The 16,238-nt window shown below is 46.8% G+C and carries 15 protein-coding genes; 12 read left to right on the top strand and 3 right to left on the bottom strand.

The features are described from left to right. The 8 genes from WMO25_RS05980 to WMO25_RS05945 all read left to right on the top strand — a co-directional run. On the top strand, positions 1-1,338 hold a 1,338-nt coding region (locus WMO25_RS05980; RefSeq protein WP_349084580.1), incomplete at its 5' end, for a GerAB/ArcD/ProY family transporter. 148 nt (positions 1,339-1,486) lie between these two features. Further along, on the top strand, positions 1,487-1,930 hold the full coding sequence (locus WMO25_RS05975; RefSeq protein ID WP_015513640.1) for a YwiB family protein: 444 nt from the start codon (positions 1,487-1,489) through the stop codon (positions 1,928-1,930). 23 nt (positions 1,931-1,953) lie between these two features. Further along, positions 1,954-2,370, top strand: a complete 417-nt coding sequence (locus WMO25_RS05970) for a DUF3783 domain-containing protein (protein ID WP_015513641.1) — start codon at positions 1,954-1,956, stop codon at positions 2,368-2,370. Positions 2,371-2,381: 11 nt separating this feature from the next. Further along, on the top strand, positions 2,382-3,005 hold the full coding sequence (locus WMO25_RS05965; protein ID WP_349084579.1) for a cytidylate kinase-like family protein: 624 nt from the start codon (positions 2,382-2,384) through the stop codon (positions 3,003-3,005). 116 nt (positions 3,006-3,121) lie between these two features. Next, positions 3,122-3,991, top strand: a complete 870-nt coding sequence (gene fba / locus WMO25_RS05960; protein WP_015513643.1) for a class II fructose-1,6-bisphosphate aldolase — start codon at positions 3,122-3,124, stop codon at positions 3,989-3,991. A gap of 383 nt (positions 3,992-4,374) precedes the next feature. Next, a complete protein-coding gene (locus WMO25_RS05955) occupies positions 4,375-5,043 on the top strand; it encodes a polysaccharide deacetylase family protein (protein WP_349084577.1) in 669 nt (222 codons plus the stop codon). After that, positions 5,043-5,945, top strand: a complete 903-nt coding sequence (locus tag WMO25_RS05950; RefSeq protein ID WP_117539964.1) for a deoxyribonuclease IV — start codon at positions 5,043-5,045, stop codon at positions 5,943-5,945. Before WMO25_RS05955 ends, WMO25_RS05950 begins: the two co-directional genes overlap by 1 nt. A 41-nt stretch (positions 5,946-5,986) precedes the next feature. Further along, positions 5,987-7,366: a CCA tRNA nucleotidyltransferase gene (locus WMO25_RS05945; protein ID WP_349084575.1), complete on the top strand. Its 1,380-nt coding sequence runs from the start codon at positions 5,987-5,989 to the stop codon at positions 7,364-7,366. Positions 7,367-7,449: 83 nt separating this feature from the next. On the opposite strand, the gene WMO25_RS05940 is transcribed toward WMO25_RS05945, so the two are convergent. The 3 genes from WMO25_RS05940 to malQ all read right to left on the bottom strand — a co-directional run bounded on the left by WMO25_RS05940 (position 7,450) and on the right by malQ (position 10,307). Continuing rightward, positions 7,450-7,929, bottom strand: coding sequence for a hypothetical protein (locus tag WMO25_RS05940; RefSeq protein ID WP_227082133.1), 480 nt, complete (start codon positions 7,927-7,929; stop codon positions 7,450-7,452). Between the two features lie 99 nt (positions 7,930-8,028). Continuing rightward, positions 8,029-8,769, bottom strand: coding sequence for a lysophospholipid acyltransferase family protein (locus WMO25_RS05935; protein WP_015513646.1), 741 nt, complete (start codon positions 8,767-8,769; stop codon positions 8,029-8,031). Then, entirely contained in the window at positions 8,766-10,307 is a 1,542-nt protein-coding gene (malQ, locus tag WMO25_RS05930) for a 4-alpha-glucanotransferase (RefSeq protein WP_349084573.1), read from the bottom strand. Before malQ ends, WMO25_RS05935 begins: the two co-directional genes overlap by 4 nt. A 101-nt stretch (positions 10,308-10,408) precedes the next feature. On the opposite strand from malQ, the gene WMO25_RS05925 reads away from it, so the two are divergent. From WMO25_RS05925 to pfkA, 4 genes are all read left to right on the top strand, one after another. Continuing rightward, positions 10,409-11,116, top strand: coding sequence for a hypothetical protein (locus tag WMO25_RS05925; RefSeq protein ID WP_349084571.1), 708 nt, complete (start codon positions 10,409-10,411; stop codon positions 11,114-11,116). Between the two features lie 147 nt (positions 11,117-11,263). Beyond that, positions 11,264-12,451: a class I SAM-dependent methyltransferase gene (locus WMO25_RS05920; protein ID WP_349084570.1), complete on the top strand. Its 1,188-nt coding sequence runs from the start codon at positions 11,264-11,266 to the stop codon at positions 12,449-12,451. After that, a complete protein-coding gene (locus WMO25_RS05915; RefSeq protein ID WP_349084568.1) occupies positions 12,438-14,969 on the top strand; it encodes a hypothetical protein in 2,532 nt (843 codons plus the stop codon). The genes WMO25_RS05920 and WMO25_RS05915 overlap by 14 nt, the downstream gene beginning before the upstream one ends. Before the next feature lie 86 nt (positions 14,970-15,055). Then, complete coding sequence (pfkA, locus tag WMO25_RS05910) at positions 15,056-16,030, top strand: 6-phosphofructokinase (RefSeq protein WP_349084567.1); 975 nt, start codon at positions 15,056-15,058, stop codon at positions 16,028-16,030. Positions 16,031-16,238 lie beyond the last annotated feature (208 nt).

The following is a 16,238-nucleotide window of genomic DNA, read 5'->3' as shown; positions in this document are numbered from 1 at the left end:
CAAAAACTGCCGGGAATACTCTGCCTGCTGTGGCTGATTTTTTATCTGGCAGGACTGATATGGGCTTTGCGTTTTTATTGCGCTGTGATCGCAGACAGAATACCGGTTGCGTATGGCCGTGTGCTGCCCATCATTTTTCTGATGGCAGCGTTGATTTATGGCGCCGGAAAAGGTATGGAGGTGCGGGGGAGAATGTCAGAACTCATGGGATGGTTGATCTGTCTGCCGTTGATCCTTCTTTTTATATTTGGTCTGCAGCAGGTGATCCAAAGCGGCTGCTGGCGGTATCTGATGGCTGAAAGCGTGAAGCAGGAAGGTGGCATCAGCCTGCTCCTGATGCTGAAAAACGGTTTGGCCGGTGCGGCCTTTTTTATGCTGAGTGACCAGCCGCTGCTGTTGTGGCGGTGCATTCAAAGACAGAACCGGCGAAAAGGCATCTATCCGGTGGCCTTTGCCGGTGCAGGACTCATGCTGTTGTTTAGTACAGGGCTGACAGTCTGTCTGCTGAGTCCGGAGGGCATTGCGGGTGAGCGGTATCCATTTGGGGTGGTGCTGCAGCTGATCCGATTTCCAGGAAACTTCATCTCACGTTATGATATCTTCTTTGTCATGCTGTGGATGATGAGTTTTTTTGTTTTTGCCGGCGGCATGCTGATACATCTGACAGTGGCTGCAAAAGGCCTGATCCGGACAGAAAATAAAGATGCAAAAATGGATAGAAAACTGGCACTGCTTTTTGGAATATTGATCACAGCGGGGCTTCTATGCGGCTGTTATGCAGAGCGGGAGCCTCAAAACCGCAATTATATTATGTGTATGGGCATAGACAGTGATCCGGAGGGCGGTTTAAAAATCAGTTATGGTTTTCCGGATCTTTCTGCTCTGACAGGGACGGATGCAGGGGAGGCTGAGCCGATGCGGGTAATTGCGGCAGCATCTGTTTCAGAAGCATCGGAACTTCTGAATGCATCCTCGGATAAAACAACGGATTACAGCCAGATGCCTGTTATTTTGATGGGAAAAGATTTATTTGAGGATCAGGAAAAAAGAAGCCAGGTGATGAATGAACTGGCAGATGAAAAGACCATACGAAGAACGGCACTTATTGCTCGTGCCGAACATACTGCAGAAGATATTTTACAGCTGGATGACGATGTGCATGGCTCTGTTGGGGTTTTTATCTATGAACTCTGCCAGAATAATTATGAAAATAAAGGCTGTACCATGAGTATTCTGGAAAATTTTATCGGCGGCAGGGCAGGAGATGAAACCGTGATCCCTGTGTTTGAAAATAACAGCGGTATTCCGGAAATAATCGAACTAATTAGCTATAAATAATTCAAAAACAGAGAAAGATATGGTATAATTTCAACATAGGCTTTTATTTCCATGTGTCATTTCCGACATGATGCAGTCTGTGAAAATTGTACGCAGAGTGAATGAAATAGCCGGGAGAGAATAACGTCTGAAAGAGAAAGGAATTGATATGACAGAGAACGTCATTTTGACAGTCAGAGGCCACCAGACAGATCTCGGTGAAGATGCAACTACCGAGCTGATCGCCGGGGCGGCTTATTATTATAGAAACGGCAAACATTATATTCTGTATGATGAGATTGATCCTGAAAGCGGTGAGCAGTCAGGCAATACGATCAAGATCGGCGAGGATAGAGTAGATGTGATCCGACGCGGTGCGGGCAAGGTCCATATGGTATTTGAGAAGGAGAAGCAGATTTCTTCCCAGTACCACACACCGGCCGGAGTCATCCAGATGGAGATATTTACATCCAGACTGCGGACAAGGCAGGAAGGGGAGAACATTGAGACAGAGATTGTCTATGATCTTCATATGAATGATGTATTTATTTCAGAATGTCGTGTTGTGATCAGGGTTGCGTCTAAAGAGAAGGCCGAGCTGCATATAATATAATTATAATATAGGAGTAACAGAAGATGAAACAGAATGGAGCCGTTTATTTTTATAATTTGAATTCGGAAAGAGGGCGGAAGATCCGCATGTTGTGTCTGACACTGGGATTGAAGATCCGTGTTGTGGACCGGGCGCAGTACACAGAAGCCATCGGTGCGATTGCCGGTGTGCCGGGATATTCCCTCAGCGGAGAGACTTATAAAGGCGAAGGCTTTGAAGATGAGATGCTGATCCTGAAGGGATTTACCGGCGGTATGCTGGATAGTTTTCTTCACGGCTTCAGAAAGATGAAGATTCAGCCGGTTGCGTTGAAGGCGGTTTTGACAGAGGCGAATTGCGGCTGGAATTCACTGGAACTTCATGATGAGCTTGTGAAAGAGCATGAGAGTATGCACAGTCAGACACCGTCCGAAGTGACAGACAATAAAGAGACAGAATAGGGGGAGTTAAGATGTCGGATCATTTAATTATTGCTTTAAACAGAGAGTACGGCAGCGGCGGTAAGGAGATTGCCGAGAAGCTTGGCAAACGTCTTGGCCTTAAGGTCTATGATGAAGATATTGCGGATCTTGCGGCAAGACGAAGCGGTATCAGGAAAGATTATTTCGAGAAAGTCGATGAGAAGCCGACAGACAGTTTTCTGTATATGCTGGCGATGAATACTTTTACGATGAATACATCCATGAATCCTTTTGAGAATACTTTGTCCAGTGACAAATTGTTCAACAAGCAGGCAGAGGTTATTCAGGAGATCGCTGACAAGGATGACTGCATTATTGTCGGACGATGCGCAGGCTATATTTTGCGTGATGAACCGAAGTGCGTCAGGATCTACATCTGTGCAGACAAGGATTTCAGAACGAAGCGCATCATGGCTTCGGATCATCTGGATGAGAAGGAAGCACAGAAGAAGATTCATTCCATGGACAAGAAGCGTGACAGCTATTTTGGTTATTATGCAGGACAGGATTGGAAGGCGTGCCATACATATGATCTGTCGATCAGCACCAGTTCCCTTGGCATTGACAAGGCAGTGGATCTGATCTGTCAGTACATTGATATCAAGTTTAAGTAAATTACCATTTACTTTTTATGAAAAAAGGGATATAATAACTTTGTCATGACCGATATTGACTGGTTGTGACCGACAATGATCGACAATGATCGACACAATCTATGGAGGAATTTTTTATGTTAGTATCAGCAAAGGAAATGCTTCAGAAAGCGAAAGCAGGTCATTATGCAGTAGGACAGTTCAACATCAACAACCTTGAGTGGACAAAGTCTATTCTGCTGACAGCTCAGGAGATGGATTCACCGGTTATTCTCGGTGTGTCAGAAGGTGCAGGCAAGTACATGTGTGGATTTAAGACTGTATCCGCTATGGTGAAGGCAATGATCGAAGAACTGAATATTACAGTTCCGGTAGCGCTTCATCTTGATCATGGCACTTATGAAGGCTGTTATAAATGTATCGAAGCCGGTTTTTCATCTATCATGTTTGATGGTTCAAGCTACCCAATCGATGAGAATGTTGCCAAGACAAAGGAATTAGTCAAGATTTGTGCTGAAAAGGGTATGTCTCTGGAAGCAGAAGTTGGTTCCATCGGCGGCGAAGAAGACGGTGTTGTTGGTATGGGCGAATGCGCAGACCCTGATGAGTGCAAGGCGATTGCAGATCTTGGTGTGGACATGCTGGCTGCAGGTATCGGCAATATCCACGGCAAGTATCCGGCTAACTGGCCTGGACTCAGCTTTGAGACACTGGCAGCTGTACAGGAGAAGACAGGTGAGATGCCTCTCGTTCTTCATGGCGGTACAGGTATTCCTGATGATATGATCAAGAAAGCCATCAATCTTGGCGTAGCAAAGATCAATGTTAACACAGAGTGTCAGCTTTCATTTGCTGCTGCTACAAGAAAATATATCGAAGAAGGCAAGGACCTTCAGGGCAAGGGTTACGATCCTCGTAAGCTGCTTGCGCCGGGTGCTGAAGCAATCAAAGCAACTGTCAGAGAGAAGATTGAATTATTCGGTTCTGCAGGCAAGGCATCTGAATAAAACAAATAATAAAGGCGGTTTAGAAGCATCGCAATAGAGAAATCCCAATCGATTATTCGGTACATGTGTGTCCGGATGATCGATTGGGATTTTTAGCTTTTCAGGATAATTTGAATGCCGCTTACATATGATGGATATGTATAGAGCGGGAAGTGACATTTGAAATGAGACGTATGGCAGGTCTTCTGTTTTTTATTTACGCGAGCAACGAGCCAAAGTCCGTGCTTGCACGAGACCTAGGCGACCGCCGCGATAACTTGAGAAACTCGTGGAGCGTGTTCCTCATAGTTGTATTGACAGCAACAGTGATCATAACATGTGCGGGCTGTTTGGGCGGACAGCAAAAATACAATGGTCATTCAGTTTTAGGCGGATTTTCAAAAGTGTCTCAAAAAGCATTTTCAAAAGTTCTTTTTCATCCGGATTTACAGAAAAAACCAATGATCGCCCTGACTTTTGATGACGGACCAAAAGCCGGAGTGACAGATTGGCTTCTGGATGAATTGGAGAAACGAAATGTGAAAGTGACATTTTTTCTCATCGGCAGTCAGGCAGATCTTCCGGAAAACAGGGAGACTATCCGGCGGATGGCAGAAGACGGACATCAGATCGGGTGTCATACCTATCACCATGTGCAGATGACTACATTGTCTGAAAATCAGCAGAAACAGGAAATCCTGCAGTGGTATCAGGCTGTTTCGAGCATTATCGGAGATTTCAGTTATGCAGTCCGTCCGCCCTATGGCTGTGTCAATAATGCTGTCTGCAGAAGTCTGAATGTGCCGGTGATCCTGTGGTCGGTGGATACCGAGGACTGGACGGGAAAAAGTGCCGGTGAGATCGCAGATTATGTGATTTCCGAAGCAAAGGACGGCGACATTATCCTGCTGCATGATATCTTTGAAGAAAGTGTTCAGGGGGCGGTGATGGCGCTTGACGATTTAATGCGCAGAGGCTATACTTTTGTTACAGTGAATGATTTGCTGGCTGACAGGGACATTGCCATTCAGAGAGGAAAGGTCTATCGTCAGGCGGCACAAGGAGGAAAATGATGAAGATTGGTTCACATGTGGGAATGAGCGGCAAGGAGATGTTTCTTGGTTCTGTGAAGGAGGCATTGTCTTACGGGGCGGATACATTGATGGTTTATACAGGTGCACCGCAGAATACAAGGCGCAAAGCAATAGAGGAACTCCGGGTGGAGGAGGGCTGGAACCTGATGAAAGAGAAGGGAATGGATGAGATTGTCATCCATGCACCGTATATTATCAATCTGGCCAATACAGTGAAGCCGGAGACCTATGAACTGGCGGTAGAGTTTCTTGCCAAAGAGATTGAGCGGACGGCTGCCATGGGGAGCAAGGTACTGATCCTGCATCCCGGGGCTCATGTGGGGGCCGGTGAGGAAGCAGGCATCAGGCGGATCATTGAAGGACTGAATACCGTGCTGACGGCCGATACGCCGGTGAATATTGCGCTGGAGACCATGGCGGGAAAGGGCAGTGAGATTGGACGGAATTTTGAAGAACTGGCAGCCATTTATGAAGGTGTTCGATACAATGATAAGTTAAGAGTATGTTTCGATACCTGTCATGTTCATGATGCTGGCTATGATATTGTGCATGATTTTTCAGGTGTGATGTCGCAGTTTGACAAGGTGATCGGGCAGGATCAGATTGCGGTTTTCCATGTCAATGACAGCAAGAATCCATGCGGCGCCCATAAGGACCGTCATGAGAATTTTGGTTTTGGAGAGATTGGTTTTGAGGCACTGATGCAGGTAGTGAACTGTCCGGATTTTGAGCAGATACCGAAGATACTGGAGACACCGTATATTCCGGATGCTGAGAACAAGAAGAAAAGTTACGCACCGTATAAGTTTGAAATCGAGATGATTCGAAAGGGACTCTTTGATGCACAGCTCAAAGAGAAAATCCTTCAGGCAGCGAAGTAGGACGGCAAATGTTAGATGCATCAGATGAGGGAGAGAAATTTATGGAGAGATTATCGATGAGAATTCCTGAGAATGCCGCAGTAATTTTAAAGGGATTATCTGAGGCGGGATATGAAGCCTATGTGGTAGGAGGCTGCGTAAGGGACAGTCTGCTTGGTCGTGAACCGAAAGATTGGGATATTACCACATCCGCAAGACCGGAACAGGTAAAGGCCGTATTTGCGCATACCATTGATACAGGAATTGAGCATGGTACAGTGACAGTGATGATAGGCAAAGAAGGTTATGAAGTTACGACGTACCGTATTGACGGAGAGTATGAGGACAGCCGTCATCCGAAAGAAGTCCAGTTTACCAGTCAGCTTTTAGAGGATTTAAAGCGTCGCGATTTTACGATTAATGCCATGGCGTACAATCCGGATAGAGGAATTGTGGATGCCTTTGATGGTATCGGCGATTTGGAACGAAAGATCATCCGTTGTGTCGGTGTGCCTCAGGAACGCTTTGATGAGGATGCATTGCGTATCATGCGTGCAGTGCGCTTCTCTGCACAGCTTGGTTTTGAAATTGATGGACCGACAAAAGAAGCGATTACAGAGAAGGTACAGCAGCTTGAGAATATCAGCGCGGAGCGTATACAGATGGAACTGGTGAAGATTCTTGTGTCGGAACATCCCGAATACATGCGCCTGGCCTGTGATCTTGGCATTACAGCGGTTGTTCTGCCGGAATATGACAGAATCAGGGGTGTCAGCCAGTATACGCCGAACCATATCTATGATGTGGAAGAACATACCCTTCGGGCGATGATGAATATTGTGCCGGACAAGGTTCTGCGTTTGACCATGCTGATGCATGATTTTGGCAAGCCGGATGTGAAAAAGATGGTTGAAGGCGGTCGTGAGATTTTTTATAAGCATCCGGAGGTTAGTGCCGCCTATGCAGAGAAAATCATGCGCAGACTTAAATTCGACAACGATACCCGGACAAAAGTTGTACGACTTGTCAAGTGGCATGGCTTGAAATACGATGCTTCCGAAGTCAGTGTCAGAAGGGCACTAAACAGAGTCGGACAGGATATCTTTGAGGATTTCATCAAAGTCCAGCATGCAGATATTGAGGCAAAGAATCCGGCAGTTATTCCGGGCAAACTGGCTTTACTGGCAGAGAAGGAGAAAACATATCACAAAGTGATCGCGGAAGGACAGTGCTTTACCGTGCGTCAGTTAGCCATCGGTGGATTGGACCTGATCAGGGCCGGCATCGAACCGGGGCCGTTGCTTGGAGCAGTACTGGACAAACTGACAGAGGCTGTCATCGATGACCAGAGGATGAACAACAAAGAAAAACTGTTGGAATTGGCTGAAAAGCTTAAAGACGATCCGGCCGTATTTACTCCAAAAGAGGATTTCTTTATGTAAAAATGCGCGCGGTTCAGAGGTATTGAGTTGCGAAGCGTCTGACATAAAAAAACTGTCGGATTTCGAAAAATCCGACAGTTTTTTTATTCGGCTTTGCTGAATTTACCTTTGACTTTCTGCCAGAAAGTCTTCTTCGGTGGTGTTACCAGTGCAGGGCCTCTTAAGCTCTTCACACTGAGAATGTAGATACCGCCAACCATGGCTCTGATCTCCTGTTTCACAGGAATCATATCAAAAACCTTCTCATCACACATGAATGTCATGATACGCGGACCGACCTTAGCTTTAACAATCGGGACCTTGGAACGGCGCATCATCTTCGGTACGTTGTCGATGACAACCTTCGGAAGATTGGCCTCACTGATCTTCATGCGCTTTTTATCAATAACCAGTAATGTCATTGGCTGGGCAGCGTCCTGAAGCTGCTGCTGGGCATCTGCTGATTTCTTCTGCTGCTTGTTTCCCCATACACCAACAATTACAAGTGCGATAATCAGAATGGCAAGAATAACCAGAGTGACGATCCATGCGGTGCCAAGGGCTGCAATAGGTGCTATTGTCACGTTACTTCCTCCTTTAATACATTTCAAATCAATCGAATTTAAGTGTAGCATTTTTTCGCCAAAAAAGAAATAGTTTTTTGAGAAAAAAATAAGTTATTGTCAGGATTCGACATTGGCAAGGCTGTTTTCTTTCAGCATACCGCCGATGATGCCCTGAACCTGACTGCCGATATGTCGGCGTTCCTCCTTCGGCATGGCATTGAGATCGATCGGGTCACCGAATTCAATGATAACAGTGGAAGCCTTGATAAAAGGAATATGGTTCTCAAAAACATTTTCCGTATTGGTAATGGCTACCGGGATGATCAGACAGCCGGATTTCTCGGCAATCTTGAAGCTGCCTTCCTTAAATTCCAGCATGTCATCCCCCGGGGTACGTGTACCTTCCGGGAAAATGCAGACGGAACAGCCGCCTTTGACGGTGGCAATACAGTTGAGGATCGTCTTTAACCCTTCTTTGATATTCTCACGGTCAAGGAACTGACAGTTCATATAGCGCATCCAGCGTCGGATAAAAGGAATCCGTTCCAGCTCTTTCTTGGCCACAAAACCGGTGGTATTGTTGGTCAGGGGGTACAATGTTACGATATCGAAATAGCTTCGATGATTGGAAACATAGAGGACCGCCTGATCCTTTGGGACTTTTTCCTGACCTTTAACAATCAGATGAATACCGGAGAGCCAGATAATGATCTTCAGTGCCGTTGTGACAATGACAAAAGAACTGCGTTCTTTCTTATGGATGTCGAAATGTCCGATGATGGCTTCAATCAGGTACAGCGGGATGCTGATAATGAAGAAGCAGAGCAGGAACAAAAGGACAAGGATTGTACGAATCATGCGTGGACCTCCATACGTGCGCGGTCACGGCCGTAAACTTCGCTGATGGTCTTCAGTGCTTCTGCCAGTTCCGGTGAGAGTCTGTCTGATGTGTAGCGCCATGCCCAGTTGCCTGCAGCAGCACCCGGTGTATTCATACGGCAGTCACTTCCGAAACCGAAGAGATCCTGAAGTGGGAAAATCGCGTAGCGGGCAGTGGAGCCAAGGGCTGTACGGATGAAATCCCAGTGGATGTTGCTGCCGTCACAGTTCATATAGCGGCGGACCTTGTCACGGTATTTCTCATCCAGTTCAAGATACCAGCCAACCGTTGTATCATTGTCATGGGTACCTGTGTAGCAGATGCAGTTTTCAGGGTAGAGATAAGGCAGAAAATCGTTTTCTGCGGTGTCATTGAAGGCAAACTGAAGCACCTTCATACCCGGGAAATGGAAGGTATCACGGAGCTTCTCAACCTGCGGGGTGATCACACCGAGATCTTCTGCAAAAATCGGCAGGTCTTTGCCGAGTTCCTTCTCGATTGCACGGAAAAGAGAAGCTCCCGGGCCCTTGATCCATTTGCCGTTGATAGCTGTTTCGTCGCCGTACGGTACGGACCAGTAAGATTCAAAACCGCGGAAATGATCAATACGCAGATAGTCCACAAGCTGCAGCTGTTGACGGATACGGGAGATCCACCATGCATATCCGGTTTTCTTGTGTTCTGTCCAATTGTAGAGCGGATTGCCCCACAGCTGACCGGTTTTTGAAAAATAATCCGGCGGTACACCGGCAACGGCTGTCGGGAAGCCTTTGCTGTCAAGCTTGAACAGAGACTGGTTCGCCCAGACATCGGCACTATCCGGTGAAACAAAGATTGGAATATCACCAATGACGGAGATCCCCTTCTTGTTGGCATAAAGTTTCAGTTCATGCCACTGTTTGAAGAAAATAAACTGAATAAACTGATAGTAAGTGATGCTGTCGGCCAGTTCGGTCAGTGCGGCCTTCCGGGTCCTGGTATCCAGAACCTGATACTGAGGCGACCATTCATGCCAGGAACGTCCCTGATGCAGATCTTTGAGAGACATAAACAGAGCATAGTCTTCCAGCCAATCCTTCTCGGTTCGGCAGAAGTGGTTGAAAGCTTTATGCAGGGCTTTGTCCTCCGATGCAGTAAAATGTGCACAGGCTTTGCGGAGCAGAGCAGCCTTATAAGTGATCACATTGCCGTATTCAACAGAATAATCGTTGAAATCCGGTACATCGGCCAGGTCATCCTTCTCAAGAAGACCGTCCTTCAGCAGCAGATCCGGGCTGATGAGCAGCGGTTGACCGGCAAAAGCTGAAAAAGCCTGATAGGGTGAATCGCCGAAACCTGTCGGACCAAGGGGCAGACACTGCCAGAGGGTCTGTCCGGCGTCATATAAAAAGTCGATAAAAGCATAGGCACCATCACCGAGATCACCGATTCCATAAGGGCTCGGGAAAGAAGTCGGGTGAACAAGGATACCGCAGTAGCGTGGACGCGGTGTTTTTTTTATTTCCTGAACATTCATTCTATATTACCTCCAAATTCAAATTCCTGCACCTATTATACACGATAAACGAATAAATGCATAGTCTATAATCAGAAGCCTATCAGCAGGGGGAAAAACAGATGGCATACAACTATCAACGAAATTGTCCGCCATGCGGCGGGCGACCGCCGTACAGGGATCCGTGGGGATCGCCACCGCCGGGGGCTGGCCGACCGCCTTATCAGGGACCATGGGGACCGCCACCGCCGGGGGCTGGCCGACCGCCTTATCAGAGACCATGGGGACCGCCGCCACCGGGGGCTGGCCGACCGCCTCATCAGGGACCATGGGGACCGCCGCCGCAGGGGCCTGGCCGACCGCCTTACAGGGGATCATGGGGAACTGCGGGACAAAATCACAGACTTCAGTCTCAGTCATGTGCGCAGGAGGAAGAACAGGAAGCGGATGATCTGTACATGACTGATATGCCGGAGCCGGGGCAGATGGAAGAAGACTGGCTGTATATGCAACAGCTTTACCCGAATACGGCCCGTAAACTGGTGTATTATATTGAGGATGCGGCCGACCGGCTGGAATATGAGAACAGCATGATGTTTGACAATTACCCGGACCGGATCGCGGTGGAGCAGGTTGTCAAAGAGATTATTGCGGTCATTCAGGAAAATGACCCGGCGCTTATAACGATGCCTGAAGATACGGCTGTATCAGACAGAAAGGGGGATCAGACCTGGGATAGCTGCATGGAAGAAATGATACAGATCATGCTGCTTGGTGAGATGCATCACAGGAGATGGCGTTATCAGCAGATGAATCGCAGAAATTATTGAAAAATACCTGTGAATCGTTATAAAAATGGTTTACCGCAATTTACAGACAGAAAATGTTATGTTAAACTATAGAATTGAATAATAATCATTGCGCCGGCGCTCTGAGGAACTCCGGCGTTTCTTATAAAACATAGATAAGGTGTTTAGATGAATCAGATAGAAGAATTATTGAAGCGTGTGCTGACATCGCTTCTGGTAGATATGGTCATTAGCGGTGCAAGAGGCGGCGGTGACTTTATAAAGATAAAGGTACGGCCTGTTATGATCCGGGATAGTCTGTATTTTCAGGTATCCAGATATACGGACAAGCAGGTTTTTCATGAGAATATGACGGCGGAGGATGCTTTGGAGACATTGTCTGGATGGATACTGCATGATTTCCGACAGGCGCAGATCCGGATGCAGGATGAAATGGTGACGGTGCTTGTCAGCAAGAAGGGCAAGGCAACAGTAAAGAGCAAAAAAGCAGCCTGCATTGAGACACAGAATCTGGAGCATAATCGCAAGAAGCAATATATCATCGAAGAAGGAACGGCAGTGCCTTTTATGATTGATCTGGGCGTTATGACAGAAAGCGGGAAGATTATCCGTACACGTTATGATAAGTATCGACAGATTAATCGCTTCCTGGAGTTTATTGAAGATATTCTGCCGGAACTGCCAACCGACAGAACCGTGCATATCATTGATTTCGGATGCGGCAAGTCTTACCTGACATTTGCCATGTATTATTACCTGAAGGTGCTGAAGCATTATGACATCCGGATCACGGGACTGGATCTGAAGCAGAAGGTTATCGAAGACTGTCAGGCATTGGCCGACCGGTATGGTTATGATGGGCTTCAGTTTTTATGCGGAGATATTGCGGATTATAACGGCACAGATGAAGTGGATATGGTTGTGACGCTTCATGCCTGTGATACTGCAACCGATTATGCCTTATATAAGGCTGTTAAATGGCATGCATCGGTGATTTTATCCGTGCCGTGCTGTCAGCACGAACTGAACCGAAAGATGCAGTGTGAAACTTTGTCCGGGGCTTTTCAGTACGGGCTCATCAAAGAGCGGACAGCTGCCCTGATGACAGATGCCATGCGTGGACAGCTGTTGGAAATGAAAGGCTATAAGACGCAGCTTCTTGAATTTATCGATATGGAAAATACACCGAAGAACATTCTGATCCGTGGGGTGAAGTCCAAGGGACTTTTGCCGAAGGCGGCCAGAAAGCAGCAGATGGAGAATTATCAGAAGTGCAGAGATTTCTTTGGTGCAGAGTTGACCCTGGAGAAACTTTTTAAAGAGATGGAAGGGGAGATGGCGTATGAGCAGAACTAAGAAGATACTATTGACGCTCCTGGCCTATCTTACCGCTTTTATTGCAGCAGTCTGTGTCAGCAGCTTTGTGCTTAATCAGGGGAAGGTCAGCGGTGAGCAGCAGCGTTCAAGCGCGGATCTGCCGCTTTTGTATGTGCGTACCGGCGGTGAACTCATGAATGAAATGCATGGGTATACAGAGCCGGTAGACGGCGGTTACTACAGAGATACGCTAACACCTGTAGGTGAGAGCAAGACCATCAATCTGAGTATGGATACCTATGGACACAACATTTCCTCTGTCAGTTTTGAGCTGTACAATGATCAGTATACAGATCTGATCGAAAGCGGAGACTGTATCGACATGGAAAAGGTCAATGCTATGGTTCAGATGCAGCTCCAATTCAAAAACACACTGTATTCCAACAGGGAGTATTGTCTGCATCTGATGCTGAAAAACGATCAGGATCAGGTTTATCATTATTATACAAGAGTCCGTTACGGATCGGATTTGAAGGTAGCTGAGAAACTCAAGTTTGTCCTGGATTTCAATGAAACGACGTTCAATAAGGACAGTGCAGATGCTTTGAGCAGTTATCTTGAATCAACATCCTCTTCCTCGAGTTCAGACAAGAGTCTGGTGACGCTGTATTCATCATCGGATACGGTGACATGGGGAAGTATGGCGCCATACCGAACAAGCGAGATCGCTATTCGTCTGAAGGAGATTAATACGGAGACGGCGGCTTTTACCTTGTCCTATACGATAGAATCTTCAGCCGGAGATATTAATACATTTTATAATGTCAATGAGTATTACAGGCTGCGATGGACAGATTCAAAGGTCTATCTTCTGGATTTTGAACGGCGGATGGCAGAGAATATCGGACTGGCAGATATAACTGTTTCTTCAGGAGCACTCAGGCTTGGTATCGGAGACGCTTCAGATATCGACTATGCCTCCTATGGAACAGACCAGCAGCAGTATACCTGGGTAACAGGCGATCAGCAGCTGTGGCTTTATGACAATACCAACCGTATTATGACCAAGGTTTATACGGAGGAGGATGACAATCACAATTGCGGACGACAGGATGAAGCCGGCATAAAGGTTGTTCATGCGGATCCTGAAACCGGAGATTTGTATTTTATTGTGTATGGTTATATGCATTCCGGTAATTACGAAGGCCGGGAAGGCGTGATGGTTTATCATTTCAGCCATGAAGATGTTCTTCTGGAAGATCTTGTTTTTATTCCTTTTAATAAAGGTTTTGAGCAGATGCGGTCAGGCCTGGAGGAACTGGCTTATATGAATGATGACGGCACACTGTATCTTTTGCTGGAAGATACAGTTTATGCCATCGATGTCAATATGGGCAAAATGGATGTGGCCTACAAAGACCTCAACAGCAGCAATTGTACAGCATCGGGAGACGGCATTTTTGTTATGTGTGACGGCGGTGATGAAAATGCCGGAGAACGGCTGAAGATCGTTGATCTGAATTCCGGAAAGGAAAGAACCATTGAAGGCGGCGACTGGCGGATTGTGCCTCTTGGCTATGCGGGAAAGGATCTGATCTATGGTCTGATCGATCCACAGATGTTGACAGAGGATTCCTCCGGTGTCATTCGCACACCGATCAGCGAAGTGCACATTATGGATGAGAATTATAATGAGGTCAAGACGTATCAGAAGAGCGGTGACTATGTGATGCGGCTGACCATCAGTGACGGCAATATATCCATGAAGCTGGCCAAGGCTGTAAAGAACGGCAATTATACGGATTATCAGGATGCTGGTGAAGATTATATCATCCGTAATATCGAAAATGATGACCAGAAAATTTATGTGGATAAACAAAAGGACAGTATCAGAGGACAGCAGAACTGGCTGCATCTGAATACATCCGACAGTTTTGTGCCGATTTCACAGAGTGCCCGTTACCTGGATCCGGGTTATGATATTTCAAGGAAATACGAAGATACGGATCAGGTGGAAATGCAGTATTATGTTTATACAAAGGGACGCATGGATGCGGCATTTGCGACGATCCAGGAGGCTGTGGATTTCGGTACGACCTACGCCGGCACGATTATGACCAGCCACAAGCAGGTGATCTGGCAGAAAGCCGGAAGAGCTTATATCTGGGATCTGAATATTGACAGTATTGACAAGACCAGCAATACACAGAGCATGAACAGCATTTTGATCAAGACGATTGCAGATTACGAAGGTTGGGAATTAAATGGCACGATCGATGATGCAGAGCCGTTATTTGCGGCGATGACAGCGGTACTTCCGGCGGAGACGATTGATCTGAGCGGCCTGAAGCTGGATGATGTGCTTCATTTTGTTTATCGCGACCGTGTTGTGGCTGTCAAACTTTCAAACAACAATTACGGTCTGATCACGGCTTATGATAATGATTATGTCTGGATTGCGGATCCTGCAAAGGGAGAAGTATATTCCATGACACAGACAGCAGCAGAAAAGCTTTTTGAGCAGAATGGAAAAGTCTACTATAGCTATATGGATTAACTTTAAAAAGTCATATGGACAGACAGAGTGCCCTGTGCAGTCGCTGTAAGGGGATGGAGCAGGGAGAATAAAGGAGGAGATATCAAATGGGTGAGATTAATACAATTGGCGTTTTGACCAGCGGCGGAGATGCACCGGGGATGAATGCGGCTATTCGTGCGATCGTGCGTACAGCTATCGCCAGCGGCCTGAATGTGAAAGGTATCATGCGCGGTTATGCCGGCCTTTTGAATGAAGAGATCATTGATATGGACAAGCAGAGCGTTTCAGAAATTATGCGACGCGGCGGTACAATTCTGTATACTGCCAGATGCAAAGAATTTATGACTGAGGAAGGACAGCAGAAAGCGGCAGAGATCCTTAAGAAGCATGGCATTGACGGACTGATCGTCATTGGCGGTGACGGCTCCTTCAGAGGAGCGCAGAAGCTGTCAGCTCTGGGCATCAATACCATTGGTATCCCCGGAACCATCGATCTGGATATTGCATGTACGGATTATACCATCGGTTTTGATACGGCGGTCAATACGGCTGTGGAAGCCATTGACAAGATCAAAGATACATCCATGTCCCATGAGCGCTGCAGCATCATTGAAGTTATGGGCAGAAATGCAGGTTATATTGCCCTTTGGTGCGAAATTGCCAACGGTGCGGACGGCATTCTGATACCTGAAAAGGAACAGTTCGATGAGCAGGATCTGATCGAGACGATCCTCTCAAACCGTTTGAAAGGCAAGAAACATCATGTTGTCATCAATGCGGAAGGTATCGGGGATTCGAATCGACTGGCCAAACGTATAGAAACGGCCACAGGTATTGAGACAAGAGCCACGATTCTTGGTCATATTCAGAGAGGCGGCTCGCCGACAGCTAAAGACAGGGTATACGCATCCACAATGGGTGCTTATGCCGTTGACCTGTTGTCCGGCGGTGCGACCAACAGAGTCATTGCCTATAAAGCCGGTCAGTTCACGGACTTTGACATTGACGAGGCATTGGCAATGAAAAAGACCATCGACGAGTATCAGTTCCTGATCAGCCGTCTGATGGTCATGTATTAAATATATTTAAGCTCTTTGGGGTTCAGATAAAACCTCAAAGAGCTTTTTTTATATCGATGGATAGGGAATGAGATGAATAATGCTGTTGATGAGTTCTTCACGGTCCATGCCCCATGCAAGGCAGCTGTCCAGGTTCTCAAGAAGCTGATGACTGTTCTGAAGTGCCTGCTCAAAGATCTCTTCAAAGGAGAGATAGGAAGCTTCCGGG

Source organism: Coprococcus intestinihominis, from assembly GCF_040096555.1.
Taxonomy (GTDB): Bacteria; Bacillota; Clostridia; order Lachnospirales; family Lachnospiraceae; genus Coprococcus_A; species Coprococcus_A intestinihominis.
This window is presented reverse-complemented; position numbering and strand designations above follow the sequence as displayed.

Bases quoted from the DNA above. Each gene is read 5' to 3' on its own strand.
- WMO25_RS05970 (WP_015513641.1), top strand. From the start codon at position 1,954: ATGAAACAGAATGGAGCCGTTTATTTTTATAATTTGAATTCGGAAAGA.
- fba (WP_015513643.1), top strand. From the start codon at position 3,122: ATGTTAGTATCAGCAAAGGAAATGCTTCAGAAAGCGAAAGCAGGTCAT.
- WMO25_RS05950 (WP_117539964.1), top strand. From the start codon at position 5,043: ATGAAGATTGGTTCACATGTGGGAATGAGCGGCAAGGAGATGTTTCTT.
- WMO25_RS05925 (WP_349084571.1), top strand. From the start codon at position 10,409: ATGGCATACAACTATCAACGAAATTGTCCGCCATGCGGCGGGCGACCG.
- WMO25_RS05935 (WP_015513646.1), bottom strand. From the start codon at position 8,769: ATGATTCGTACAATCCTTGTCCTTTTGTTCCTGCTCTGCTTCTTCATT.
- pfkA (WP_349084567.1), top strand. From the start codon at position 15,056: ATGGGTGAGATTAATACAATTGGCGTTTTGACCAGCGGCGGAGATGCA.
- WMO25_RS05915 (WP_349084568.1), top strand. From the start codon at position 12,438: ATGAGCAGAACTAAGAAGATACTATTGACGCTCCTGGCCTATCTTACC.
- WMO25_RS05945 (WP_349084575.1), top strand. From the start codon at position 5,987: ATGGAGAGATTATCGATGAGAATTCCTGAGAATGCCGCAGTAATTTTA.
- malQ (WP_349084573.1), bottom strand. From the start codon at position 10,307: ATGAATGTTCAGGAAATAAAAAAAACACCGCGTCCACGCTACTGCGGT.
- WMO25_RS05920 (WP_349084570.1), top strand. From the start codon at position 11,264: ATGAATCAGATAGAAGAATTATTGAAGCGTGTGCTGACATCGCTTCTG.
- WMO25_RS05975 (WP_015513640.1), top strand. From the start codon at position 1,487: ATGACAGAGAACGTCATTTTGACAGTCAGAGGCCACCAGACAGATCTC.
- WMO25_RS05965 (WP_349084579.1), top strand. From the start codon at position 2,382: ATGTCGGATCATTTAATTATTGCTTTAAACAGAGAGTACGGCAGCGGC.